The following is a 23,821-nucleotide window of genomic DNA, read 5'->3' on the forward strand; positions in this document are numbered from 1 at the left end:
ACAGGGCTCAGCGTCCGGCCGTTTGAAGTCAGACTCTATTCTCGTCCCGGCAGAAGAAAGCCTATACGTCTCTGCGCCTCCTTGCCGGGCAGCTCAACAAAGCTGTACCGGTAATTGTATCACAAAGACCGGGCAAGAGCAACGCACAGCCCCTCATTTGCGGCGGCTCAGAGACGGTACCATGCCGGCCAGACAGAGGGCCGTAAAGACGAAGAAGGCGATTTCAATGTTGCGAACGAGCATAGCAGACGCCGGCAGATAGTCCCAGTGCAGGGACATGAGGAGCGTCACGATGGCTACGCTCAGGATCTGGCCAATGAGCCGCATGGTGCTCAATAAGGAAGACGCCATGCTATAGTAGCGTTTTTCTACAGAGCTCATGATGGCATTGTTGTTCGGTGCCGTAAAGAGGGCAAAGCCAAAGCCGATGAGCATGAGGATCGGCACGAGGGGCCAGAACAGCCGGGCCCGTACGGTAAAGGCCAGGCCCAGGAGACCGCAGGCGATAATGGCCATACCGGTCGAGCTGAGCGTCGTTGCCGGGTAGCGGTCGGAAAGGGAGCCTGTTTTAGGCGAAAGTATTGCCTGAATGACCGGCTGCACGAGGAGCAGCAGGCCCGCATCACGGGAGCTAAGGCCCAGGACAGCTTGTAAATACAGGGAAAGGAGAAAGCTGATGGCGAAGGTCGCACTGTAGTTGAGCATGGCCGCCAGGTTAGATAAGGTAAACATGCGGTTGTGCCAAAGGAGGGCTACGGGCAAAACGGGCTGTTCGCACCGGGTTTCATGGCGCAGAAAAATCGCAAACAGGATGAGGCCGCCGGCGAGAGCGCACCAGGCCCAGGACTGCTGCAGCAGTTCCGAAAGGCCGTACATGACGAGGACCATGGCCAGCCCATAGCCCAGGGCGCCCAGGCCATCGCCGCCCTTAGCCCCTTCGACGAGCCATTCTTCTTTCAGGAATTTCAGGATGGCCAGGCTGCAAAGGACACTGCAGACGATGATGAATAAAAAGATGCTGCGCCAGCCGAAATAATAGTTGAAAAAGCCGCCCAGTACCGGCCCCAGGGAGAGGCCTACGTAGACCATGGAGACGTTCCAGCCCATGGCCATGCCCCGCTTTTCCAAGGGGAAGACGAGGACCAGGATGGCCATGTTGGTAGCATAAATCATAGCCGCCGCCAATCCCTGCAACAGGCGCGCTCCCAAAAGCCAGGCCATGGACGTAGCAAAAAAAGCACAGACGGAAGACAGGGCAAAGAGCACGGTGCCCCAGAGAAAGATCTTGCGTTTCCCTATGCGGTCGGCTATTTTACCAACAGGCAGGAGGAAGACCACCGAGGCTAAGAGGAAAATCTCCAGGACCCAGCCCAGGGTACTGGCACTGGCCCCGAATTCCCGGCCCATGTCGGGCAAGGACAAGGTGAGGGAACTGCTCGTAAAAGGCGTCAGGAACGACGAAAGCATGACAATTCCCAATATTTTATAGGGCAAAGAAATGGACACAAAAAGGACCTCTCTCTCAAATAAGGGCATAACTATTATAAGACTTTCTCTCATTATACCTGGAAATAAGGCCCGTGAAAAGGAAAAAAACGGTCCCCTCACCGGGGACCGTCCAATACACTGTGAAACTTCGATTATTTGACAACCTGCGGTGCCGTTTTGGGGCCGCGGTGGCTGCGGTACCAGCCAATGAGGCAGACCGCAGCGGCACCGAGAGCCGGCAGGATGTAGGTAATGGCGCTGCCTGTGAGAGACTGCAAATAGGCACCGGCAATAGCGTCATGAACGACCATAGAGCCGCTTGTCCAGCCGAGGATACCGGCACCGGCATAGAGCAGGATGGGGAAACGATCCAGGACTTTACCGATGATCTGGCTGCCACCGACGACGATGGGGATACTGATGACGAGGCCCATGGCGACGAGGAGGAAGTGGCCGCCGGCGGCGCCGGCGATGGCCAGGACGTTATCGATACCCATAGCGGCATCGGCTACGAGGATGGTCTTGACGGCGCCCATGAGGCTGTTGGCTTCTTTTACATGTACAGCTTCATCCGTCTGGGCCGGCGCCAGGAGCTTTACGGCAATGGGCAGGAGAATGAGACCGCCCAGGGCCTGCAGGAAGGGAATGGTCAAGAGCCATACTGCAGCCAGGGTCATGAGCAGGCGTACGACGACGGCACCGGCCGTACCGATGAGAATCGCTTTTTTGCGCAGCTGTGCCGGCAGCGTATTGGCAGCCATGGCGATGACCACGGCATTATCGCCGGCCAGCACCAGGTCCAGGATGATGATCGAGCCTAAGGCTGCAAAAAATTCCCAAGATAAAAATGTCATTTCCATGTGTGTCCTCTTTTCTTTTACGATAAAATTTGTTAAAAAAAGAGACTTTCGCAGGATGGTATATCTTGCGAAAGTCTCACCTATTGTGTAGTCACAACGCTATCACCAGCCCTGAAACAGGGCATGTATGTTGATGATAGCCGAAAGGTTACTCCCTTTACTACTATATGAAAGTATATTAAAATTATAGCAAAGCAAGGATTTCCCTGTCAATAGACGGGGAAACAAAATTTCTTAGTATCCGCCTACAAAGGAGGAATCCCCATGAAGCACTATGATGTCATCATCATCGGCACTGGCGCCGCTAATATCGTCGCCGACGCTGCCTTGCGTGAAAATAAAACAGTTGCCCTCATCGAACGCGGGCGCTTTGGCGGCACGTGCCTGAACCGCGGCTGTATTCCGACGAAGATGCTGGTTACGGCAGCGAATGCTATTTGCGAAATCCGTGAAGCCCGCCGTATTGGCGTCAACGCCGAAAACGTGACCCTCGACTGGAAGCTCCTGTCAGAACGGCTTTGGAAAAAGGTCAATGAAAGCGAAGCTATCCGCGGTTACTACGACCGCTTCCCGACGATGGATACGTATCACGGTACAGCGTCCTTTTCCGGTAAAAAGGAAGTGACTATCAGCCTCGACGACGGCACGACGACCGTCCTCACAGGCGAGCGGATTATCATCGGCACTGGCGGCCGTACGCATATTCCCGACCTGCCGGGCCTTGCCGAATGCGGCTACGTCACGTCCGAAACCTTCTTTGGCAAGGCCTATCCGGACGCACCGTACAAGAGCCTGATCATCATCGGCGGCGGCCCTATTGGCTGCGAATTTGCCCATGTCTTCAACGCTGCCGGTACACACGTGACGATCGTCCAGCACAACGTACGCCTCCTGCCCAAGGAAGACGGCGATATTTCTGCCTTTATGCTGCGCCAGTTCCAAAACCGCGGCATAGACGTACGCCTGAACCAGGACACCATTTCCGTCCGTATGGAAGGCAACGAAAAGGTACTGACCATTCATAGCCGCGAAGACGGCCTTTCTGCCGAAGTACGGGCTGAAGAAATCCTCGTTGCCCCCGGCATCAAGCCCATGACCGAGCTGCTGCACCTGGAAAATACAGACGTGCAGACCGACCAGCGCGGGTATATCTTGACCAATGAATTTCTCGAAACGACGGCTGACGGAATCTGGGCCTTAGGCGACGTAAACGGCCTGGCACCGTTCCGCCACAAAGCCAATTACGAAGCGGAAATCATTGCCCATAATCTCTTCTCCGGCATGGCCCCGGACCAGTGGCGCTGGGCCCAATACGATACGGTACCGGCCGTGACCTATACGTACCCCGAAGCGGCCCACGTAGGCCTGACGGAAATCCAGGCCCAAAAGGCGGGCTATACGACGGAAACGGCAGTCAATCACTACTCGACAGCCGTCAAGGGCTATGCCCTGGGCTTTGAACCCGGTGCCTCTGACGACGGCTTCATCAAGCTCGTCGTCGACGGCAAGACACGTCACGTCCTGGGCGCCCACATCGTCGGGCCGGAAGCCTCGATCCTCATCCAGCCCTTCATCAACCTCCTTTCCTGCGGCACCCATACGATTACGCCGCTGCATGAGGAAATCGCGTCGCCGACGGCCCGTGCCTTGCGGCAAAAGCCCTTGACGCGGACACTGGACCCGCGCTCGGTCTATACGATTGGCGAAACCATGACGCCCCATCCATCCCTTTCGGAAGTGACCATGTGGACGCGGTATTACTTCGAGAAAAAATAGACCTGTACGCTAAAAAAAGAAGAGGCCCCTGCTTTGGCAGGCGTCCTCTTCTTTTTATGTAATACGGTACCAGCTGAGCCTCTCATTCGTAAGAAGAGGCTCCGCCAAAAAGTAAAAATCCCGCCCCGGCAGGACTTTTATCGTGCCAGGGCGGGACTTCCTATGTGCTTAGGCCTTAGGCTTCTTCAATAGCGCCAGCCGGACAGTTGTTCATGGCATCCTGTGCCGAAGCTTCCAATTCCGGTGCTACGTCATCAGGAATGGCTTCTGCTACGCCAGCGTCTGTCATGTGGAACACTTCCGGACAGGAAGCAGCGCACATACCGCAAGAGATACAGCTATCATTAACTTTGAATTTCATAATAAATCGCTCCTTTCAAAGCAACATATTTATGGTCACCGGAAATCCGGTACCTTGCATATAGTAATAACCCCTTAGGCATCCAGTGTCAAGAAGAGGGCCATTTTGAACGGCCCGTCAGCTTTGACGGAATGGCGGCCCAGTTTATCGAATTTAAAGGTTTCGCCAGCCTGAATGGGGTGATCCTGGCCTTCATAACCGATGATGCCTTTGCCTTCCAAGGCCAGGACCAGGGCTTCACCCGGTGCAGCATGTTCCGAAAGGCCTGTGCCATCGGCAAAGCTCATGATGGCCAGTTTCAAGTGGTCGTTGTTGACGACGTCCATGTTGACAATGCGGCCATCCTGATAGGGAACGAGATCGGCCAATTTAAAAACGTTACCAGCTTTTATCACTTTATTCATATGTGTATCCTCCTTTTGAACGATTTCCAAATATACTGTATCCTCAGCAGCTTTCATGCCCGTCGGCACATCTGCCGGTACGAGCAGGGCCTGGCCCGTCTTGACGTGCCATTCTTCTCCGGCCGTCGTGAAGACGGTCATACAGCCTGTATCGACGTACAGCAGCCGGGGAAAGGGACTCGTTTCGGCACTGATATCCGTATCCGCACCCAGAGAAAAACAGATCAAACTGCCTGCCTGGCTTTCCCAGAGGGCATTCGATACGGTGCACCCCGGTACAGCCGCATTTTCAGCTGTCAGGGAAAAGACAACGCCACTTTTACCTTTCATGATCATCACGCCTTTCCGGGCCTTGCGGCCCGTTCGTTCTTCTTTATGCCTTGATTATAGTCTGCCCTGACCGCCTTGTATGTTGTAAAAGTAACGGTTAGGAAAATTATTTTTTGACTTTTTGATTTTTATTTCCTTGCAATTGATCAAAATTTCTTTTCTTTTTTTATTGACAAGCACAGGCAATCTTGCTATACTAGCAGAGTACTTTTCGTGCCACTATAGCTCAGCTGGCAGAGCATCTCATTCGTAATGAGAGGGTCGTAGGTTCAAATCCTATTAGTGGCTCCAAAGTCTAAGAACTTCACTACTTAGTAGTGGAGTTCTTTTTTTATGTCTGCACCGGCTGCCGCGACAGGCTCTAGTCCTCTTCGTTCAGTCCCAGTTTATTGCGCCAGTAGTTTGAATACACGGCGCCCATGGGATTATGTGCCAGGACGCGGTCCTTGGCGATCAGGTTGGTCACCGGCCCCTTACAGGACGCATTGAAAATGGCATCATGGCCGACGCAGAGCCCGGCAGAGACGAAGAGCTCGCAGCCCTGTTCGTTCAGGAAATGGGCTTGGTTTTTCGGGTTGCACATGCTTTCGATAGGATTTTCCGGCGTGACCCGGGCTAGGCCCAGCTCGTCCTTGGCAATGCCGCAGTTTTTGCAGCAAATGGAATAGACGTCGAAGAACTTCGAGAAATAGTTGGCAATGAGCTCCATTTCGTGGCTTATGCCGACACAAAAGGCCAGGCCGATTTTTTTGTAGCCCATACGCTGGGCAAAGGCCGCTGTTTCCTGAATGCGCGTGTACTGCATATAATACGTCGCCTCGACATAGGCAGCGGCTTCCATGATTTTCCGTTCCTCAAGTGAATACTGGCTCAGGACGGCTTCCTTGTCGACAGGCGTACAGCTCACACCTTTCGTCGCACATATATGGCCACAGCTGCAATTCGCACAATCTCCTAACATAATGAGGCACCTCCTCCGGCAGGTTTCAGCATGGTATATAGCGTTATGTTTATTCCATCGTACCACAAATACGGTGCCCGTGCATCCTTTTTCTTCTCATTTAGAAAAAAAGAAGTCCGGACCACGTCATCACACGCGGTCCGGACTTCGCTATCGCATCGATTACCACGCCGGCGGCAACAGTCCCGCCAGGCTGCACAAGGCATAGATGCCGGCACTGCTAAAGAGGGCGACGACCAGGAGCTGCACAGGCAGGCTGGCAATACGGCCACACTGCCAGCAGGGCTGCCGGTTGCCCTGGCGCCGGGCCTGGCGCAGCATGAACACGGGCAGGATGGACATGATAATACCGCCAAAGGTACCGGCACTAAACAAGGCGTTGACAAAGCCTACGAGATTGCCTGACGCCAGAAAAACAGGCGGTATAACGATGACGGCCAGGCACAGGGCCCGGTCCTTTACAGCCCCTTCAGAGGCCAGATGCAGGCGGTCTACCATATTGGTCAAAAAGCTTTCCGAAATGGCCCAAAAGGACGTCAGCATCGCGCAAAAGGTGAAGGCATTAACCAGGAAAAAGAAAATATCCGGCTGCAAGGCCCGTCCCCACGAGAGAGACGCTACTTCCGTAATCTCTGCTACAGGCAGCATGAGGAAAACAGACAAGGGCACGATGGCCAGGATGAGAAAGGAAATGCCCATGCCGGTCAAGAGGGACGGCACCAGTTTTTGTGACGCATGGGTAAAGCCACGGGCCAGCTCCGGCACAATATATTGGACGGCATAACAAAAAACGGCAATATTAAAAACTGGGACGGCATAGGCCCAGTGGGTATATAAAATATCTGCTACAGGCACGCGGGCTGATACGACAGAGGCCCCGGCCAAGAGCAGCAGCATGACAATCATGCCCAGGCTGAGAAATTTTTCGGCTACACCGGTCACCTTCAGGCCGCCCCAGACGACAACGGTCGCACCGGCAGCAAAGAGGATACCGGCCAGCTCCGGCGTAAGGCCCGTACACTCGCTGAGAATCCGGCCACAGCCTGCCGTATAGGCAATGAGACTGCAAAAGGACGTGGCGCCAACGGAGAAAAAAATCAGCCAGGAACCGATTCTCCCCACGTACTTTTCAGCCAGGCCGGAAAGCTGCAACGGCTCTTGTGTCCGCAAGGCTGTTTCCGCAACGTACAGCATGGAAATGTCGGAAAAAATCCCGGCTACGACGAGCCATATGAATAAGACAGGCCAGCCGGCCAGACGGCTCGCGTAGGCCAGGCCTAAGACACCGGAGCCAATAGTCGAACCGACGACCAGCATGGCTGCTTCCATAAAGGTAAGACGATGCACCTTCAAAGCACTATTTGCGGCGGCAGTGCCAGCCGCTCTCGTATCCAACTCACTTACATATTCCATCGGCGTATTTCCTTCCATGGGAACGATTGGTTGGATGTCAGCATGTCGCGTCCATTATACACAGACAGACTGTCCCTGACAAGAGGTTTTTTCGTGATAATTTTCACGTGTATATAATCTAATCATATAAGGACACCGAAAAAAATTTTTCCTCATCAAAGTGTTCGTTGTGCCTTTTTCTCTGACTGCGGCTTCCCTCTCATTTGACAGAATATTCCTGCAGGCTGTATAAGAAACGGAAAATTTCAATCACTTGTTGCTAAAACAGAACAAGTGTGATATGATACGGCCGAGGCAAAAGATAGCATCACGTTACGTGAGTTATACTTTTCGGTTTTATATTTTGAATGGATGGATTGTCAGCTGCTTGGATCTTTTTAGACCGAGACAGAAAGGATACTCATCAAAGACCGCGCTCTTTTTGCGCCCTTTTACGCCAAAAAAGGAGCAAGAGTTGCGCGTATTGACGTCTGCATGTCCCATGCACCTTTCAGTCTGCGCTGAAGGGTGCTTTTTTTATACTCTTTTGCCCCAAAAAACATCAAAAGGAGTGTATGAACCTTGAAGATTTTTCGCACAGTCAAAGAAATGCAGGAATTTGCCCTGAGCCTGAAGCAGGAAGGCCGCCGGATTGGCCTGGTACCCACGATGGGAGCCTTACATGAAGGCCATTTGACGCTGATGCGGGCGGCAAAAGAAGCTACGGATTTCGTCATCGCATCGGTCTTCGTCAACCCGACCCAGTTCGGTCCCAATGAAGATTTTGACGCCTATCCGCGGCGTTTTGAAGAAGACTGCCGGAAGCTCGAAAGCGTCGGCGTCGATGCCGTCTTTCATCCGCAAGCGGCAGACATGTATCCCCAGGGCTTTTGTACGTACGTCAACGTCGAAGGCGATATTACGCATAAGCTCTGTGGTGCCCAGCGGCCTATCCACTTCCGCGGTGTCGCCACAGTCGTAACGAAGCTCTTTAACATTACCCAAGCAGACGAAGCCTTTTTCGGCCAAAAGGATGCCCAGCAGGTCGTCGTTGTCTGCCGCTTTGTCCAGGATCTGAACTTGCCGGTTCATATCAACATGGTCCCCATCGTGCGGGAAGAAAGCGGCCTGGCCCGCAGCTCGCGCAACGTCTATCTGTCGCCGGAAGAAAAGACGGCAGCCCTCGTCTTGTCGCGCAGCCTGCGCCTGGCAAAGGACGCCTATGAAAAGGGCGAACGCAGCGCAGCCGTCCTGAAGGCGCTGGTAACGAAAGAAATCGAAGGGGAACCCCTGGCCTCTATTGACTACGTAGATCTCTTCTCTTTCCCGGCCCTTGAAGCAATCGAAACGGTCGATGAAAAGAGCCTCCTCGCCGTGGCCGTACGCATTGGCAAGACGCGCCTTATCGACAACATCATCTTAGGCTGACAAAAAAAGCACGGCCGCGCCGGGATTACCCGGCACGACCGTGCCCTGATACTACGTGAGAGGAGGTATGGGTGTTAACCTAAGAGGTGTTTTACCAGTTCCGGTACAGCGGCGTAATCGCTTTCTTCCGGATTCCACTGGGACCGGATATTGTCGTCGATGACGTCAAAGCCGGATTCTTTCAATTTAGCCTGGAGAATCTTGACAGATTCACCGCTCCAGCCATAGCAGCCGAAGGCAGCGGCTCTCTTATTCTTAAACTTCAGCTGTTTCAGGAATTCCAGCCAGCCGGCAACACTGGAAAGGATGCTGCAGCCGACGGTCGGCGAACCGACGGCAATCGCCTTGGATTTAAATACTTCCGTCATGACTTCATTCTTATCGGACTTGGCAATATTGAAGACCTTGACTACTGTATCCGGGCTCTGGGCGTGGATTTCCGAAGCGATCTTGTGGGCAATGGCTTCTGTGCCGTTCCACATGGTATCGTAGGCAATGGTAACCTGGTTTTCCTGGTAGGCATCCGCCCACTGGGCATATTTTTCGACGATCTGCAGGGGATCGGTGCGCCAAATAGCACCGTGGGACGGAGCGATCATTTCGATAGGCAGGTTGAGTTTGCCGATTTCTTCGAGTTTCTTTGTCAAAATGGGGGCAAAGGGGTTGAGGATGTTGGCGAAGTATTTCATAGCTTCGCGGTTCAGGAGACACTGGTCGGCTTTGTCGTTGAACAGTTCTTCTACGGCATAGTGCTGGCCGAAGGCATCCATGGAGAAGAGGATGTTATCGCCGGTCATATACGTTGCCATGGAATCAGGCCAATGGAGCATACGCATTTCTACGAAAATGAGCTTTTTGCCATTGCCGATGTCGAGGCTATCGCCGGTTTTGACGACGTGGAAATTCCAGCCCCGTTTACCGTACTGGCCTTCAATGCTGCGGACAGCGTTGGCCGTGCAATAAATAGGCGTATCAGGAATTTCTTCCATGAGCGTCGTCAAGGCGCCGGAATGGTCGCATTCGCCGTGGTTGGCAATGATGTAGTCGATCTTGTGCAGATCGATTTCCTTTTTCAGGTTTTCGATAAAGTCGAAACGATGGGGAACCCAGATCGTATCGACGAGGACCGTCTTTTCTTCTTCAATCAGATAGGCGTTCTGGCTGGAGCCGTTGTAAATCGAATAATCATCGCCGTGGAAGCTTTCCAGTTCCCAATCGACATAGCCAATCCAGCTGACATTACCTTTTACATGTTTTCTCATAACACTTGCCTCCTTAAAATTCAAATAGTTATACTTATTATTTAGTATACACTATCTCACGCGTTTTATCTAGAAATACTTCGTTACTGCACTTTTACGTCGGGATTCTTTTCGCCGAATTTTTCCTTCAGGACAGCGCCGATTTCTGCCCGGCTCTTGCCCTGTTTTTCCAGATTCTTCACGGTCTTATAAGCCTGGAACAGGGTGGACGGACCGATTTCAGAACTGAAGAAGCCGATCCCCTGGTTCCACGCCAAGAGTTCAAAGACGTCGTCCAGGGCCGCTGACGGCAAGCCATGGATATAGGCCTTGACCAGTTCCCGCGTAGCCTGACGCATGCGGCCGGCACCGACGGCATTGGTCAGGGACAAGAGGAGACGGAATTCATAGGGCAAAAAGCGTTTCGAATCATTCCAGGTGAGATCCCAGAAGGAGACGGACAGCTTGCCCAGTTCATCGTCGATGAGGGGCATGTTGGTCAGTGCGGCCGGGCGCATGGGAATGTCACCGGGATCACTGCCAGCCGTCGTCTTATAGAAGTAGGCATGAAATTCGGCATCACCGGTCTGTTCCGTGTGATATTCAAAGCCTAATTCCTGCATGACTTCATACAAGGGAATGGGGTCAAAGTTTTGGACCACTTCCAGGCCGGCGCCAACGGGCAGCTTGGCTGCCTGCTGTTTCAGTCTGGGAAAGAAGTTTCCCTGAATGCCCCGTACGTCTACTTTTTTGAAATCCTTGATTTTGTCCTGCCAATCGATAAAGCTCATATATATCGCTCCCTTCACCGTTTCCGGTTGGTATTTTATCTAGCTCATTAGGACTGCTTCGTCCTTATGGCTGTAGTATACGATAAGGAGAAAAATAAATATGTTGTTATTACAACGATATTGAGAATTTCTTACAAAAAGACCTGCATAGCGCGTTATGCAGGTCTTTTCCTATATACTACGCTCAATAGAATTGTTCGAGTGTTTCCTTTTTGCCCAAGATGAGGATCGTGTGATCTTCCGTAAAGACCGTCTGCGGCGTGATTTCAGCCGTAAGCTCTTCGCCTTTCTTGAGGGCCAGGATATTGATGTGGTAGTTTTTGCGGATATTCAGATCGCCAACGGTCTTGCCGATCCAGGCCTGGGGAATGGCCACTTCACAAACGGCGTAATCCTTGCTGATGATGAAGTATTCAAAAAGGGAATCCGAGCCGTAGCGCAGGGCTGTGAGAAAAGCCGTCTGCTTTTCCGGGTAGACCGTGACGTCGGCACCGCAGCGGCGCAGGAGGTTTTCGTGAATTCCCCGGGAGGCACGGGATACGACGAGCTTAGCGCCCAAGTCCTTGAGGAGGGCCGTCGTTTCCATGGAGCTCTGGAAATCATCACCGATGGTCACCAGGCAAATATCAAAATTAGGAATCCCCAGGGATTCGAGAAAGCTTTTATCCGTACTGTCCGCAACGAGGCCGTTCGTCGCATAGGGCAGCATTTTCTGTACCCGTTCTTCCGACGTGTCGACGACGAGGATTTCATGACCCATGTCATGAAGAATCATGCAAATATGGCTGCCAAAATGGCCTAAGCCGATGATTAAAATAGATTTCACGTGGTTGTCCTTCTTTCTTAACCGATAACGACGTCTTCCTTGACGTAGTGGCTGCGCGTGCTGTCGAACTTGGAGTGGACGGCAAAGACGAAGGTCAGAGCGCCGACACGGCCAAAAAACATGAGGAAGATCAGGATATACTTGGAAAGCGTGCTCAGCTGGTCCGTAATGCCAATAGACAGGCCTACTGTCGCAATAGCCGAAACCGTTTCAAAGCACGAATCGAGGATGGAAATATCATCCAAGGCGGAAATGAAGATGGTGCTGAAGATGATCAAGAGGAGATACATCATGAAGAGCACCGTTGCCTTGTGCAGTGTATCCTCGGAAATACGCCGGCCAAAACAGGAAATATCAGAGCTGCGCCGCATCATGGCCCACACCGATGCCAAGAGGGCAAAGGCCGTCGTCGTCTTGATGCCGCCGGCCGTCGAGCCCGGTGCCCCGCCGACGAGCATGAGCAGGATCAGGATGGCCCGGTTGGATTCGGAAAAGGTCATGAGATCGACGCTGTTAAAGCCGGCTGTACGCGTCGTCACGGCCTGGAACATGGCCGGGAAGAGGTACATCGTATCGTGGTTCTGGCCAAATTCCGTAGCGTAAAAGATGAGTGTCGGCACGATGATGAGCACAGCCGTCATGATCAGGATGATCTTGGACTGCAGACGGTACGCGCGGACGTGAAAACCGTGGGTCCGCACATCTGCCCAGGTCATAAAGCCCAGGCCGCCAATGATGATGAGCAGCATAATGACCGTATTGACGACAGGGTTGAATTCATAGGTGATGAGGGAACCGCCACCGGCCGGTCCCATGATATCAAAGCCGGCGTTACAAAAGGCCGAAATGGCATGGAACATGGCATACCACCAGCCTGTGACCCAGCCGTATTGCGGCGCAAAGACCGTATACAAAAGCAGCGTGCCTACGAGCTCAATGATGGCGACATACTTCAGGATGAAGAGCACCATCTGGACGATGCCCTTGAGCTGTGGCGCCGCCAGTGCTTCCTGCATGGTATTGCGCTGCATGAGGCCGATCTTACGGCCTGAAAAGACGGTCAGGGAAATGGCCGCCGTGACGACGCCCAGGCCGCCGACCTGAATGGCAAAAAGAATGACCGCCTGGCCGAAGAAGGTCCAGTAGGTCCCCGTATCCTGTACGGAAAGGCCCGTTACGCAGACGGCGGAAACGATCGTAAAGAGGGCATCCGTAAAGGTAGCACCGGCACCATCGACAGTGGCTGCAGGCAGCATAAGCAGGGCCGTCCCGGCCAGGATAAAGAGCGCAAAGCTGTACACGATGATCTGCGCCGGCGACAGGGACCGCCCGTATTTCAGTACATCCATATATTTCCTCCTGCCCCAAAGAAAGGGACATTGAAATTTTCCGGCACCGTCGTGCGGCGCCATATATCATCCACATAGAATAGGCTAAACGGCCCATATTGTCAAGCAGTTTCCCAGGAAGTTATAGTTTGTTTAACACTGCCGGTCCCGGCGTGCCGGCACTTTACGGCATGGCCAAAAAGGTCTATGCTGTACGTATGCTATATATGATTTTATTTTCATAAGGAGATGAATCGTATGACTAACGAAGAACTGACGCACAGGGCCGCCGAGGTGCGCTCGTACGTCGTCAAGATGCTGGCTGCTGCAGGCGCCGGCCATCCCGGTGGTTCTCTGTCTATCGTCGAAATACTGCAGGTATTATACGGCGAATTCATGCATGTCGATCCCCAAAAGCCCCATTGGCCTGACCGGGACCGGCTCATCCTGTCCAAGGGCCATGCCGCACCGGCCCTCTACGCCACGCTTATGCTGCAGGGCTTTTTCCCGGAAGCAGAGCTTTGGCAATTGCGCCAGTGCGGTGCTATGCTCCAGGGCGTACCGGATATGAACCGCACGCCGGGCATCGACATGTCTACAGGCTCTCTGGGCCAAGGCCTGTCGGCCGGTAACGGCATGGCCCTCGGCGCCCGTCTCGACCATGCCGCTTGGCATACGTATGTCCTCTGCGGCGACGGAGAAATTGAAGAAGGCATTATCTGGGAAGCGGCTATGACCAGCGCCCACTTCAAGCTCGATAACCTGACGCTCATCATCGACCACAATAAGCTACAGCTAGGCGGCACGACGGAAGACGTCATGAACATCATGCCTATCGACGCCAAATTCCGCGATTTCCATTGGCACACGATTACCATCAACGGCCACGACTTTACGCAAATCAAAAGCGCCTTGCAGGAAGCCCTGGCCCACAAAGGCCAGCCGACGGTCATCATTGCCGAAACGGTCAAGGGCAAGGGCGTCGATTTCATGGAAAATAACAAGGAATGGCACAATAAAGCCTTAGATGCCAAGGATGCCGCAACGGCACTGAAGGAACTGGGAGGTGAAGGCTGATGGCACAATCAACACGGGATGCATACGGTCATGTCCTGGAAACGGAAATCTATAAAAATCCGGACGTCGTCGTCGTCGATGCGGATATTGCCTCGTCGACACGGTCAGAAAAGTTTAAAAGCAAAGCACCGGAACGGTTCTTCAATGTCGGCATTTCCGAACAGGACCTCCTCGGTACGGCAGCCGGTCTGGCCGCCGTCGGCAAGATTCCTCTGGCCGGCTCGTACGCCCTCTTTACAGAACGGGGTTTTGAAATTACGCGTAATTCCATTTGCCTGCCCAACCTGAACGTCAAGATCATCGTCAGCCACGGCGGTCTCACCATTGGCTCCGACGGGGCTACCCATCAGGCCGTAGAAGACCTGGCTATTATGCGCAGCCTGCCCAACCTGACGGTCATCAACCCGTCTGACGCGTGGGAAACGGAAGAAGCTGTCAAAGCCGCCATTGCCCACAAAGGACCGGTCTACATCCGCCTGGGCAAGGACGCTGTACCGGATATTCATGAAAGCGGCAGCACCTTCCATTGGAACAAGGGGGAAATCCTCCGTGACGGTTCAGACGTAGCCCTCATCGGCACAGGCCGCATGACGGCAGAAGCCTTGGCAGCAGCAGACACGCTGGCCCAAGAAGGGATTCAGGCAATGGTCATCAACATGCCTACGCTGAAGCCCATCGATGCAGACCTCATCGAAAAAGCAGCCCGCCAAACAGGCTGCATTGTCACGGCAGAAGAAGCCTCCGTCATCGGCGGCCTGGGCTCGGCCGTAGCCGAAACGCTGGTGCGCCGCTATCCTGTCCGCCAGGAATTCGTCGGTATTCAAGACACCTTCGGCGAATCGGGCTCATCAGCCGACCTCTTAAAGAAATACGGCCTCACAGCAGCGGATATCGTCGCTGCCGCCCACAAGGTCAGGGAAACGTAATTGCCTGTAACAAACAAAAAGACCGGAATCAAAAACACGCGATTCCGGTCTTTTTCTTATCTATCCCGCCAAACAGTACACTCTGCTAAGGTACGGCGCGGCCGTGGCGCCGGCTCTTCTGCCGCTACGCCGACAGCCAGGGCGGCGACGAGTTCGCCGTCCGTTTCCAGACAGTTGCGCAGCTCCCCATAGGCAAAGTAAAAGTCACAAATCCACAGGCTGCCATAGCCCAGGGACGTAGCTGTCAAGGTCATATTCTCGATAGCCGCCCCGATGGACTGGACATTACAAATTTCAGAGATGCGGTCTTCCGTCTCTAAGGGCTGATGGATTTCAAAGCCCAGCGTATTGACGACAAAAATGACGGCACCGGCCTGATTCATTATGTCCCGCGTCTGTCTGGCGCCGGCCAAATAGGGTGCGCTTTCCGGCAGGAGCGGCGTCTGCGCTTCCCGGTCGAGGCCCAGGCCCATGACGGTCACCATTTCGTCCTTAGCCGCGCCTGTGACGACGATAAAGTGCCAGGGCTGCCTGTTTTTGGACGACGGTGCCAGGATGCCGGCTTCGATAATTTCCTCGAGCACTGCACGGGGCACAGGGGCGGCCGCATACTTGCGGATACTGCGGCGTGTTGTAATTTCTTTGATCATGCCAGGTCCTTTCCAAAAAATATCCCTGCCACAGTATAGGGCAGGGAGAAAGACGCTTAGAATTCTTTGACGAATTTTGCATGCGTGTGTTCCATGCCTTCCCGCATATAGAAGCGGTGGGCATCGACACGGATATTACGGCTTGTCACTTCAATGAGAACGCACTGGTGTTCCTTGGCAATCGCTTCGGCTGCTTCCAGCATACGGGCGCCTGTTCCCTGGCTGCGTACATCAGGCGTAATAAAAAATTCCAACACTTCTGCTACATTGCCGCCGTGATGGAGCTGCCGGTCAAAGCGCATATTGAGGACGCCACAAACACGGCCGTCCAGTTCGCCTAAGAGGCAGTAATAATCGTTGTCGTTCAATTGTTCCTTATATATCTGGGCAAACGTATCGTAATCCAATTCATGGCCTACAAGGGCGCTGATCAATTCATGGACGCGATCGAGGTCTGCTGCTGTACTTTTTCTTAACATAAGGCACCATCCTTTCCTAACCAGATCATCTGCGTACTGGTTCTCTTCTTATTATAGCAGGAAAGAAGCGTTTTTCTGTATTCTCCGCCATAGAAATCTGCTATTGCATATACCAAAATTGCAAGAAGCCCGTTTTCCCATGCTACCATTCGTGCTATAATTAAAAACACCGTATACTTTTTTACACCATGACAATCGAGGTTTTTCGTATGAAAATAGCATTTTTTGATTCCGGCATGGGCGGCCTCAGTGTACTGCACCACGCCATGAAGGTATTGCCACACGAACAATTTATTTTCTTTGCCGACGAAGATAACGTACCCTATGGTACCAAAACGAATGAACAAGTATTTGACTACGTCAGCCAGGCCTTCTCCTTTCTCATGACCCAGGACGTCAAGGCCATCGTCGTCGCCTGCAACACGGCGACGAGCGTAGCCGTTCAGGCCCTGCGCCACCAGTATTCCATCCCCATCATCGGCATGGAACCGGCGGCAAAAAAAGCGCTCGATATGGATAAAAGCCGCAACCGCGTGTTGGTCATTGCTACGCCGGTCACGGTCCGTGGGCACAAGATCAAGGAATTAATCGAAAAGTACGACACAGAAAGCCTGGTCGACCTCTTAGCCCTGCCAAAGCTCGTTGAATTCGCCGAAAAGGGGGATTTCTCCTCTCCTGCTGTAGAACAGTATCTGCAGGAACAGTTTGCCCCCTATGATTTCAGCAAATACGCCAACCTGGTATTAGGCTGCACGCATTTCAATTACTTTAAGGAAACACTGCGCCGCATCCTGCCCGGCCAGGTCCGCTTTGTCGACGGCAACGAAGGGACCGTACGGGAATTGATCCGGCAGCTAGATTTCCATAAAGGGCTGGAATATCTGCCCCAGGAAGTAACGTACTACTATTCGGGCCATAAAGTAACCGATCCGGCAGAGCTGCAACGGATTCAAGGCTTTTTAGACCAGCTGGAAAAGGTCTATACCATCGAATAAGACAGCGAAAGAAAATAAAAACGACAACGGATGCGTTCTGTTGTCGTTTTTTATGTATGTCCTGCCGTATGGCTTTCCCGGATCACCAGGCGGGCCGGAGCCCCTTCCGGCGCATAGAGCGCCGCCTCTACGCCCAGGGGCAGAAAGGCTTTATCCGAACCGTGTCCTACAGGCAGGCCGCGTACAGCCGGTTTACCGGCGAGCTTAGCATAATAGGCCAATACCTGGTCGGCTGTAAAGTCCCCCGGGTCATGGGGACAATCGATAAAATCACCATAGACGATGGCTTCTACGCGCTGGAGCAGGCCGTTTTGCCACAGCTGGTTGAGCATGCGGTCCAATCGGTACGCATCTTCCCCAACGTCCTCGAGAACCAAAATGGCACCGTCCCCTTTTAACTCATAAGGCGTTCCAGCCAAGGAAGCCACGACAGTCAGATTGCCGCCAATGAGGCGGCCTGATGCCTCACCTGGTACGAGTGTTGTCAGCTGCCGGCCTGGCGGGAGTTTCACTTCCCCAATAGGCGCCGTTGCCGCCAGACCTTGCTGCAGCTGCTGTTCTGAATAGGAGCGGTCATCATGCAGGGTGACCAAAAGGGGGCCACTGACCGTAACCAAATGACTCTTTTCATAGAGAGCCGCCTGCAGGGCCGTAATATCGCTAAAGCCAATGAGCATTTTGGGGTGAGCAGCAATCATGGCGTAATCCAGCTTGTCCAATATGTGGGCACTGCCATAGCCGCCATTGAGACAGAGGATGGCCTGAATCCGGTCATCGTGAAAAAAATCGTTGACGTCACGGGCCCGTTCGTCATCGGTACCGGCAAAATACCCAGTCTGCGCCAGGGCGTGCGGAGCCAGCTGCACACGGTAGCCCAAATGCTGTAAGGCCCGTATCCCCGGGGCCAGATCGATTCCCTCGCTGTGCGTAGCCGGTGCGACGATGCCGATCGTAGCACCGGGCTGTAAGGCCGGGCCTTTACCCATTGGTGTTGCCGCCAGTGACAGACTGCCGGCCAGGGTCAGGACCGCCGCCAGGACAAAGGCTGCGAGCCCTCTCATTTCACCGGTGCCTGCGGGCCTCTGTAGTAGCGCTGCATGCCCGTTACGTAATTATTATAGTCATTCAGGTACTTACCGGTCTTTTCTTTATAACACAGGTTGACTGTCACATAGTCTGCCAGCTGGCCATGCTGAATGCGTTTGCTCATAGGAATAGCCGTCCACGAATGGAAATTTTCTTCGTAAATCCAGGCCTGTTTACCACTATCGATCTTATAGGTAATCGTATAGGTTCCTGCGATTTTTCCCGAATCCTCTTGGGAATTGAACATGTTGACCGTAAAAATCCATTCGCGGCCATTATCTTCTACAGTCTTCAGGGAGCTGAGATCGACGTAAACCTCATAGCCTAAGCCGAAATTGACAGGCCGATAATTGGGATTTTCTGCTAAGGGGCTGTTAAAATACGCCTGCGCCGGCAGCCCCGGTACGGCAAATACACCTAAGCCCAACAACAGGGCTACGAGTAATTTATGATATATTTTCATGATTATTCCTCCTACTCATATATTGATAATTCCATACGTATGTCTGCATCCGCAAAGGGCGAATCATTGGCAGGCGTACGGTAAAAGCCGTACTTTTCGTACAGATGGATGGCCGGCTGCAGAATATGGCTCGTATAGAGGACCAGCTTTTCTGCCTCTCTGGCACGGGCCCTTGCCAGCAGATACTCTAAGAGGAGACTGCCTACGTGCCGGCCCTGACAAGCCGGTGTGACGGCGAATTTTGCCACCTCGTACACAGCCGGTGCATGCGGCACGAGGGAGATCGTACCGACATTCTTCCCGCTCAGGCGGGCAAAGAAAATATCGCCGCCTCTGGCGATGACGGCTTCACGGGGATGCTCCATGAGGGCCAAATCCCCCGGCTCAATGCTCAAATACCGTTCCAGCCATTCTGCTGCCAGGTTGTAATAATCCTGCTGGTAGTCATCTTGCCAGCCGACGATTTGTACGTTATTCATATTCCTTCCCTCCTTCTATCCAGTATAAGGAAAAAGCAGAAGGCCTGCAAGCCTCGTTCCCGTAGGAACAGGCTGCAGGCCTTCTTTTTCCGCATGCCTATCAGGCTTCTGCTTCCGGTACTGCTTCTGCTGCGGCTTGTTTCTTTTCGTACGTGCCGCGCAGGATGTTCATAAATTCTTCTCCTGTAATCGTTTCTTTTTCATAGAGATATTTTGCCAGTTCATCGAGCTTATCCCGGTTTTCCATGAGGATTTTTTTCGCCCGGGCGTGCTGCTCTTTGACGAAGGAAACGACCTTAGCGTCAATATATTTCTGCGTTTCCGGTGCACAAGCCAGGGATGTATCGCCGCCCAAATACTGATTGGTCACCGTTTCCATGGCAACCATATCGAATTCGTCGGACATGCCATAGCGCGTAATCATGGCCCGGGCCAGCTTCGTCGCCTGTTCAATATCGTTCGAGGCGCCTGTCGTAATCTGACCGAAGACCACTTCTTCTGCAGCCCGGCCGCCCGTAAAGGTAGCAATCTTGTTTTCCAGTTCTTCCTTTGACAGGAGGTACTTATCCTGCTGGTCGACCTGCATGGTATACCCTAAGGCACCAGACGTACGGGGAATAATAGTGATCTTCTGTACCGGTGCCGAATGGCTCTGCATGGCCGCTACCAGTGCATGGCCAATTTCATGGTACGCTACGATTTTCTTTTCTTCATCTGACAGGATGGCGTTCTTCTTCTGATAGCCGGCAATGACGACTTCAATACTTTCTTCCAGGTCAGCCTGCTTTACTTCGTCGCGGTGATCACGCACGGCACGCAGGGCCGCTTCGTTAATGATATTCGCCAGCTCGGCACCGGACGCGCCGGCAGCCATGCGGGCAATGGTATGAAAGTCGACATCAGAAGCCAACGGAACGTTTTTAGCGTGGGACTTGAGGATTTCCTGACGGCCAATGAGGTCCGGCAGTTCTACCGGCACGCGGCGGTCAAAACGTCCGGGACGCAAGAGTGCCGGGTCCAGCGATTCCGGGCGGTTCGTAGCAGCTAAGATGACGACGCTGTCATCGCCGTTAAAGCCGTCCATTTCTGTCAGCAACTGATTCAGTGTCTGTTCCCGTTCACTGTTACCCATAGCATTGCCTGTACGTTTTTGGCCAATGGCATCGATTTCATCGATGAAGATAATACACGGTGCCTTTTCCTTAGCCTGCTTAAAGAGATCGCGCACCTTAGAGGCACCCATGCCGACGAACATTTCTACGAATTCCGACCCGGCAATGGGGAAGAAGGGAACGCCGGCTTCACCGGCTACGGCCTTCGCCAGCATCGTTTTCCCTGTGCCCGGAGGACCGACGAGAAGGACCCCTTTCGGCATCTTCGCCCCTATTTTGGCATATTTATCAGGATGATGGAGAAAATCGACAATTTCTGAAAGATTTTCCTTGGCTTCATCTTCTCCGGCTACGTCATCGAAACGGATGCCGCCCTTGGTAGAAGGTACGTACACCTTCACCTGATTTTTCGAACCGAACATGAGGGAATTACCGCCACCGCGGTTCATGAGGCGACGGTTAAAGTAGTAGCCAATACCGAAGAAAATAAGGATTGGTAAAATCCAGGCGATGAGGAACTCTGTAAAGGGAGAATCCTGTTCCTTAATGACCTGGTCAAAGGATACATCTGCCTTATGAAGGCGTTCTGTCAGCTGCGGGTCATTGACGACGCCTGTACGGTATTCCTTCCCATCCTTATCTTTGAAGAGAATCTGATTGGTATCTATTTGTACGCTGGAAACTTCTTTATCGTCGGTCATATTCATGAAGGTCCCATAATCGACCTGCTTGATGCTCTGCTGGTCATAATAGGGCTTGGCGATGGCATTGAAGATGACAATTACGGCCAAGGCGACGATATAGTAGAACAGCATAGGTCTTTTCTTTTCATGTACTTCTTTCATACATTTACACTCCTTTCTCTCTTTTTTTATTATAATCCTTACGGCGAAAAGATGATATACTCACAGCCTTATTTTACATCAAATAGTTCTGAAATAAATCTTTCTGCGGCAGGCGGCCGAAAAAAATAACCCCTAACGGAGAGGAGCGGATTTCTCTTTCCGTTAGGGGTATGGGATTATATCTGCTTAGGCCTGTTCGCGCCAGCCCGACATCTGGGCAGAAATACGGATGGCCTGTTCAAAGGAGCTCGGTTTGGCAATGCCTTTACCGGCAATGTCAAAGGCCGTGCCGTGTTCCGGTGTCGTAATGGCATAGGGCAAGCCACCGGCAACGGTAACACCGACATCAAAGGCCAAGAGCTTCGTTGCAATCTGTCCCTGATCGTGATAGAGGGTAACGACAGCATCGTATTCGCCTTTAAAGGCATGCATGAAAATGGTATCAGCCGAAACCGGGCCAACAACGTCTTTACCTTGATCCTGCAGCGTATTTACGACAGGGTTCAATACTTCTACTTCTTCCTTACCACAAAGGCCACCTTCACCGGCATGGGGGTTCAGGGCTGCCAAGGCAATACGCGGGTTATTGTAGCCGGCCTTTTTCATCGTGCTGTACGTCAAATCGATGGTATTCAATACATTTTCCTTCGTAATGTACTTAGGTACATCGCGGAACGGAACATGTGTCGTTACGCGGAAAGTCCACAGGTTATTCATGACATTGAGGATGCCACGGGGCTTATCCAGCCAGTCCAGGCACTGGGCAAAGAGGACATGTTCGTCTTCTACGTGATAGCCGCCCAATTTGAAGGCCTGTTTGTTCAGAGGACCAAAGACGAAGCCGTCGATCTGGTGCTGCTTTAAGAGATCCATGGAATAGACGAGCGTATCGCCTGTTACCTTGCCGGAGGCGGGATCTACTGTGCCGATTTTGACCGTTTTCGGGTCGATGTTCTTCAAATCAATAATCGAAATAGGGCCATCCCAATCGACCTGGTCTACGCTTTCTACACACGTAAAGGGAAAATCGACATGAGAAATTTCCATCCCCTGGCGAAGTACACGGGCATCGCCAATCAAAACGGGACGACAATATTTATACGGAACCTTATCTGCTACCAGTTTAGCTACCAGTTCCGGACCTACACCTGCTGTTTCACCTAAAAATATACCTATAATCGGTTTCATTCTGTTCCTCCTAAATGCTTTTTATTGCTACCGCCCGTACAGGGCAACCTTCAACCCCGACCAGTTTGAGTGGTAACGCCATAAATGTGATTCTATCTTGCTTAATCTGATCCAATCCAGCTAAATACTCAATCAGGAACACATTTTTTAATAAAAGTGCGTAATGTGTTGTAGACGCGCTCATTGGCAAGCAACCTTTATAAGTTGCTGCTTGTCTTAAAATCTCATCTTGCGGAAAATCAAAGCCAACTGCTTTAGGCGACTTTTCAAGGAGCCAGTTTGCAGCTTCTTCACTGACAAAAGGAGCATCTGACCAGTATTCCTTAGACTGCACATCGCGTTTTTTATCCCAACACGTCTTGAGGAGAATGATATCCCCTGCTTTTATATCTTTTGCGTGTTCTTCTAGATCCATTGCAGTAATCTTATGACCTGCGTCTACAAATGATAAATCTATAATTGAGGCACTGCCAGAGTATGTATCAACAGGCAGTTCATCCAAGGCAGGCGCTCCGCCGGGTTTACAATGCAGCAACGTATCTACATGGGTAAACGCGTGTGCCGGCAAGGTCATAACAGATGATCTAAAATCATCACCATTTTCCAACGTATTTTTTAATGTCTGTTTATATCCCCAACGCCAATGGTCTTTAATGGGAAATGACAAGTCAATTAATTCCACACCAAACATCTCCTCTATTGTAATTCCACCTTGCCAGCGGCCTTACCGGCTGCACTAACTTCGGTTTTGCCAATATCTTTTTTCAGTAATAATAAGAGTAACGGAGCAATGATAGAAGCCGTAACAAGGAATACCATGCCGCCTAAAGAGCTTCCGGTTACAGTTGTAAAATAGCCAAATAACCACGGGCCAAAGAAACCACCCAAGTTACCAACGGCATTAATTACACCAAGTGTTACTGCTAATACATCAGCTGTTAAAAAGGTTGTCGGAATAGCCCACCAGATCCCATAGTAGCACTGAATAAGACCACCACAGCAAATCAAGGAAATTACAGCAGCTGTTACATTGCCAGTGCTTGCTAAATAAGTAGAAAGCAATAAGAACAATGCAGAAGATACAGCCGGTACAATCATGTGGAAGCGGCGTTCCCCTGTTTTATCAGAATGACGGGAGTTTAACATCAGCATAATCATTGCAAAGAACCAGGGAACGGAGGTTAATAAGCCAACGAGCATTTGGCTGCTTCCAGTCAAATCACGCATCATCGTAGGCAGCCAAATGGAATATCCTGCAAAACCCGTTTGTGTAAGGAAAAGGGAGTGTAAAATGAAGTGTGTAAGTTACCGGTAACCAATTTACTAACTTACGCA

General features: G+C 52.1%; 24 protein-coding genes and 1 tRNA gene. 6 read left to right on the plus strand and 19 right to left on the minus strand.

Annotation, left to right across the window (positions count from 1 at the left end; translation table 11 throughout):
* Nucleotides 1–153 precede the first annotated feature (153 nt).
* Together PGX44_RS10585 and PGX44_RS10590 are read right to left on the minus strand one after the other, a co-directional pair.
* Nucleotides 154–1,506 (minus strand): MFS transporter, encoded by a 1,353-nt coding sequence (locus PGX44_RS10585; RefSeq protein ID WP_498855348.1) that lies wholly within the window; start codon nt 1,504–1,506, stop codon nt 154–156.
* Between the two features lie 134 nt (nt 1,507–1,640).
* Nucleotides 1,641–2,348, minus strand: coding sequence for a TerC family protein (locus PGX44_RS10590; RefSeq protein ID WP_498855349.1), 708 nt, complete (start codon nt 2,346–2,348; stop codon nt 1,641–1,643).
* Between the two features lie 264 nt (nt 2,349–2,612).
* On the opposite strand from PGX44_RS10590, the gene PGX44_RS10595 reads away from it, so the two are divergent.
* Nucleotides 2,613–4,124: a dihydrolipoyl dehydrogenase family protein gene (locus PGX44_RS10595; RefSeq protein WP_498855350.1), complete on the plus strand. Its 1,512-nt coding sequence runs from the start codon at nt 2,613–2,615 to the stop codon at nt 4,122–4,124.
* Nucleotides 4,125–4,299: 175 nt separating this feature from the next.
* Here the strand turns inward: PGX44_RS10595 and PGX44_RS10600 are convergent, their stop codons facing one another.
* Both PGX44_RS10600 and PGX44_RS10605 read right to left on the minus strand, forming a co-directional pair.
* Complete coding sequence (locus PGX44_RS10600; protein ID WP_186504183.1) at nt 4,300–4,485, minus strand: ferredoxin; 186 nt, start codon at nt 4,483–4,485, stop codon at nt 4,300–4,302.
* Between the two features lie 74 nt (nt 4,486–4,559).
* Nucleotides 4,560–5,219, minus strand: coding sequence for a cupin domain-containing protein (locus PGX44_RS10605; protein ID WP_498855351.1), 660 nt, complete (start codon nt 5,217–5,219; stop codon nt 4,560–4,562).
* 215 nt (nt 5,220–5,434) lie between these two features.
* Here PGX44_RS10605 and PGX44_RS10610 point away from each other — a divergent pair.
* A tRNA-Thr gene (locus PGX44_RS10610) sits at nt 5,435–5,510 on the plus strand.
* 70 nt (nt 5,511–5,580) lie between these two features.
* Here the strand turns inward: PGX44_RS10610 and PGX44_RS10615 are convergent.
* Nucleotides 5,581–6,180 (minus strand): DUF1847 domain-containing protein, encoded by a 600-nt coding sequence (locus PGX44_RS10615; protein ID WP_498855352.1) that lies wholly within the window; start codon nt 6,178–6,180, stop codon nt 5,581–5,583.
* A gap of 162 nt (nt 6,181–6,342) precedes the next feature.
* Entirely contained in the window at nt 6,343–7,593 is a 1,251-nt protein-coding gene (locus PGX44_RS10620; protein WP_498855353.1) for an aromatic amino acid transport family protein, read from the minus strand.
* A gap of 561 nt (nt 7,594–8,154) precedes the next feature.
* Here PGX44_RS10620 and panC point away from each other — a divergent pair.
* A complete protein-coding gene (gene panC, locus PGX44_RS10625; protein ID WP_498855354.1) occupies nt 8,155–9,000 on the plus strand; it encodes a pantoate--beta-alanine ligase in 846 nt (281 codons plus the stop codon).
* 74 nt (nt 9,001–9,074) lie between these two features.
* On the opposite strand, the gene PGX44_RS10630 is transcribed toward panC, so the two are convergent.
* The 4 genes from PGX44_RS10630 to PGX44_RS10645 form a co-directional block, all read right to left on the minus strand.
* Nucleotides 9,075–10,262, minus strand: a complete 1,188-nt coding sequence (locus tag PGX44_RS10630; RefSeq protein ID WP_186503028.1) for an oxygen-binding di-iron domain-containing protein — start codon at nt 10,260–10,262, stop codon at nt 9,075–9,077.
* 83 nt (nt 10,263–10,345) lie between these two features.
* Nucleotides 10,346–11,032, minus strand: coding sequence for a DUF2249 domain-containing protein (locus tag PGX44_RS10635; RefSeq protein WP_498855355.1), 687 nt, complete (start codon nt 11,030–11,032; stop codon nt 10,346–10,348).
* Nucleotides 11,033–11,216: 184 nt separating this feature from the next.
* Nucleotides 11,217–11,858, minus strand: a complete 642-nt coding sequence (locus tag PGX44_RS10640; protein WP_498855356.1) for a potassium channel family protein — start codon at nt 11,856–11,858, stop codon at nt 11,217–11,219.
* Between the two features lie 17 nt (nt 11,859–11,875).
* Nucleotides 11,876–13,207, minus strand: coding sequence for a TrkH family potassium uptake protein (locus PGX44_RS10645; RefSeq protein WP_498855357.1), 1,332 nt, complete (start codon nt 13,205–13,207; stop codon nt 11,876–11,878).
* A gap of 228 nt (nt 13,208–13,435) precedes the next feature.
* Here PGX44_RS10645 and PGX44_RS10650 point away from each other — a divergent pair, with 228 nt between their 5' ends.
* Both PGX44_RS10650 and PGX44_RS10655 read left to right on the plus strand, forming a co-directional pair.
* Nucleotides 13,436–14,263 (plus strand): transketolase, encoded by an 828-nt coding sequence (locus PGX44_RS10650; RefSeq protein ID WP_302593355.1) that lies wholly within the window; start codon nt 13,436–13,438, stop codon nt 14,261–14,263.
* Nucleotides 14,263–15,189: a transketolase family protein gene (locus PGX44_RS10655; protein ID WP_498855358.1), complete on the plus strand. Its 927-nt coding sequence runs from the start codon at nt 14,263–14,265 to the stop codon at nt 15,187–15,189. The genes PGX44_RS10650 and PGX44_RS10655 overlap by 1 nt, the downstream gene beginning before the upstream one ends.
* Before the next feature lie 56 nt (nt 15,190–15,245).
* On the opposite strand, the gene PGX44_RS10660 is transcribed toward PGX44_RS10655, so the two are convergent.
* Both PGX44_RS10660 and PGX44_RS10665 read right to left on the minus strand, forming a co-directional pair.
* Nucleotides 15,246–15,839, minus strand: coding sequence for a nitroreductase family protein (locus tag PGX44_RS10660; RefSeq protein ID WP_498855359.1), 594 nt, complete (start codon nt 15,837–15,839; stop codon nt 15,246–15,248).
* 56 nt (nt 15,840–15,895) lie between these two features.
* Nucleotides 15,896–16,318 (minus strand): GNAT family N-acetyltransferase, encoded by a 423-nt coding sequence (locus PGX44_RS10665; RefSeq protein WP_186503021.1) that lies wholly within the window; start codon nt 16,316–16,318, stop codon nt 15,896–15,898.
* A gap of 209 nt (nt 16,319–16,527) precedes the next feature.
* Between PGX44_RS10665 and murI the strand changes: the two genes are divergently transcribed.
* Nucleotides 16,528–17,313 (plus strand): glutamate racemase, encoded by a 786-nt coding sequence (gene murI, locus PGX44_RS10670; protein WP_498855360.1) that lies wholly within the window; start codon nt 16,528–16,530, stop codon nt 17,311–17,313.
* Between the two features lie 50 nt (nt 17,314–17,363).
* Here murI and PGX44_RS10675 read toward each other — a convergent pair whose 3' ends face one another.
* The 7 genes from PGX44_RS10675 to PGX44_RS10705 form a co-directional block, all read right to left on the minus strand.
* On the minus strand, nt 17,364–18,374 hold the full coding sequence (locus PGX44_RS10675; RefSeq protein WP_498855361.1) for a S66 peptidase family protein: 1,011 nt from the start codon (nt 18,372–18,374) through the stop codon (nt 17,364–17,366).
* The gene (locus PGX44_RS10680; protein ID WP_498855362.1) at nt 18,371–18,862 is read right to left on the minus strand and encodes a hypothetical protein; all 492 of its coding nucleotides are present in this window, start codon (nt 18,860–18,862) and stop codon (nt 18,371–18,373) included. Before PGX44_RS10680 ends, PGX44_RS10675 begins: the two co-directional genes overlap by 4 nt.
* A gap of 11 nt (nt 18,863–18,873) precedes the next feature.
* A complete protein-coding gene (locus PGX44_RS10685; RefSeq protein ID WP_498855363.1) occupies nt 18,874–19,341 on the minus strand; it encodes a GNAT family N-acetyltransferase in 468 nt (155 codons plus the stop codon).
* Nucleotides 19,342–19,441: 100 nt separating this feature from the next.
* A complete protein-coding gene (gene ftsH / locus PGX44_RS10690; RefSeq protein WP_186503018.1) occupies nt 19,442–21,298 on the minus strand; it encodes an ATP-dependent zinc metalloprotease FtsH in 1,857 nt (618 codons plus the stop codon).
* A 186-nt stretch (nt 21,299–21,484) separates the two neighbouring features.
* Nucleotides 21,485–22,486, minus strand: coding sequence for a PdxA family dehydrogenase (locus PGX44_RS10695; protein WP_498855364.1), 1,002 nt, complete (start codon nt 22,484–22,486; stop codon nt 21,485–21,487).
* Between the two features lie 10 nt (nt 22,487–22,496).
* A complete protein-coding gene (locus tag PGX44_RS10700; protein ID WP_498855365.1) occupies nt 22,497–23,168 on the minus strand; it encodes a cyclase family protein in 672 nt (223 codons plus the stop codon).
* Nucleotides 23,169–23,182: 14 nt separating this feature from the next.
* Nucleotides 23,183–23,779, minus strand: a complete 597-nt coding sequence (locus PGX44_RS10705; RefSeq protein ID WP_498855367.1) for an MFS transporter — start codon at nt 23,777–23,779, stop codon at nt 23,183–23,185.
* Nucleotides 23,780–23,821: the final 42 nt, after the last annotated feature.

The sequence above is a fragment of the Caecibacter sp. AF58-12pH5A genome (genome assembly GCF_027681725.1).
Classification (GTDB): domain Bacteria; phylum Bacillota; class Negativicutes; order Veillonellales; family Megasphaeraceae; genus Megasphaera; species Megasphaera hominis.

Excerpts from the sequence above, each read along its gene's own strand:
- PGX44_RS10590 (WP_498855349.1), bottom strand. The coding sequence starts at position 2,348 with ATGGAAATGACATTTTTATCTTGGGAATTTTTTGCAGCCTTAGGCTCG.
- PGX44_RS10595 (WP_498855350.1), top strand. The coding sequence starts at position 2,613 with ATGAAGCACTATGATGTCATCATCATCGGCACTGGCGCCGCTAATATC.
- PGX44_RS10600 (WP_186504183.1), bottom strand. The coding sequence starts at position 4,485 with ATGAAATTCAAAGTTAATGATAGCTGTATCTCTTGCGGTATGTGCGCT.
- PGX44_RS10605 (WP_498855351.1), bottom strand. The coding sequence starts at position 5,219 with ATGAAAGGTAAAAGTGGCGTTGTCTTTTCCCTGACAGCTGAAAATGCG.
- PGX44_RS10615 (WP_498855352.1), bottom strand. The coding sequence starts at position 6,180 with ATGTTAGGAGATTGTGCGAATTGCAGCTGTGGCCATATATGTGCGACG.
- PGX44_RS10620 (WP_498855353.1), bottom strand. The coding sequence starts at position 7,593 with ATGGAATATGTAAGTGAGTTGGATACGAGAGCGGCTGGCACTGCCGCC.
- PGX44_RS10630 (WP_186503028.1), bottom strand. The coding sequence starts at position 10,262 with ATGAGAAAACATGTAAAAGGTAATGTCAGCTGGATTGGCTATGTCGAT.
- PGX44_RS10635 (WP_498855355.1), bottom strand. The coding sequence starts at position 11,032 with ATGAGCTTTATCGATTGGCAGGACAAAATCAAGGATTTCAAAAAAGTA.
- PGX44_RS10645 (WP_498855357.1), bottom strand. The coding sequence starts at position 13,207 with ATGGATGTACTGAAATACGGGCGGTCCCTGTCGCCGGCGCAGATCATC.
- PGX44_RS10650 (WP_302593355.1), top strand. The coding sequence starts at position 13,436 with ATGAATCGTATGACTAACGAAGAACTGACGCACAGGGCCGCCGAGGTG.
- PGX44_RS10655 (WP_498855358.1), top strand. The coding sequence starts at position 14,263 with ATGGCACAATCAACACGGGATGCATACGGTCATGTCCTGGAAACGGAA.
- PGX44_RS10660 (WP_498855359.1), bottom strand. The coding sequence starts at position 15,839 with ATGATCAAAGAAATTACAACACGCCGCAGTATCCGCAAGTATGCGGCC.
- PGX44_RS10665 (WP_186503021.1), bottom strand. The coding sequence starts at position 16,318 with ATGTTAAGAAAAAGTACAGCAGCAGACCTCGATCGCGTCCATGAATTG.
- murI (WP_498855360.1), top strand. The coding sequence starts at position 16,528 with ATGAAAATAGCATTTTTTGATTCCGGCATGGGCGGCCTCAGTGTACTG.
- PGX44_RS10675 (WP_498855361.1), bottom strand. The coding sequence starts at position 18,374 with ATGAGAGGGCTCGCAGCCTTTGTCCTGGCGGCGGTCCTGACCCTGGCC.
- PGX44_RS10680 (WP_498855362.1), bottom strand. The coding sequence starts at position 18,862 with ATGAAAATATATCATAAATTACTCGTAGCCCTGTTGTTGGGCTTAGGT.
- PGX44_RS10685 (WP_498855363.1), bottom strand. The coding sequence starts at position 19,341 with ATGAATAACGTACAAATCGTCGGCTGGCAAGATGACTACCAGCAGGAT.
- ftsH (WP_186503018.1), bottom strand. The coding sequence starts at position 21,298 with ATGAAAGAAGTACATGAAAAGAAAAGACCTATGCTGTTCTACTATATC.
- PGX44_RS10695 (WP_498855364.1), bottom strand. The coding sequence starts at position 22,486 with ATGAAACCGATTATAGGTATATTTTTAGGTGAAACAGCAGGTGTAGGT.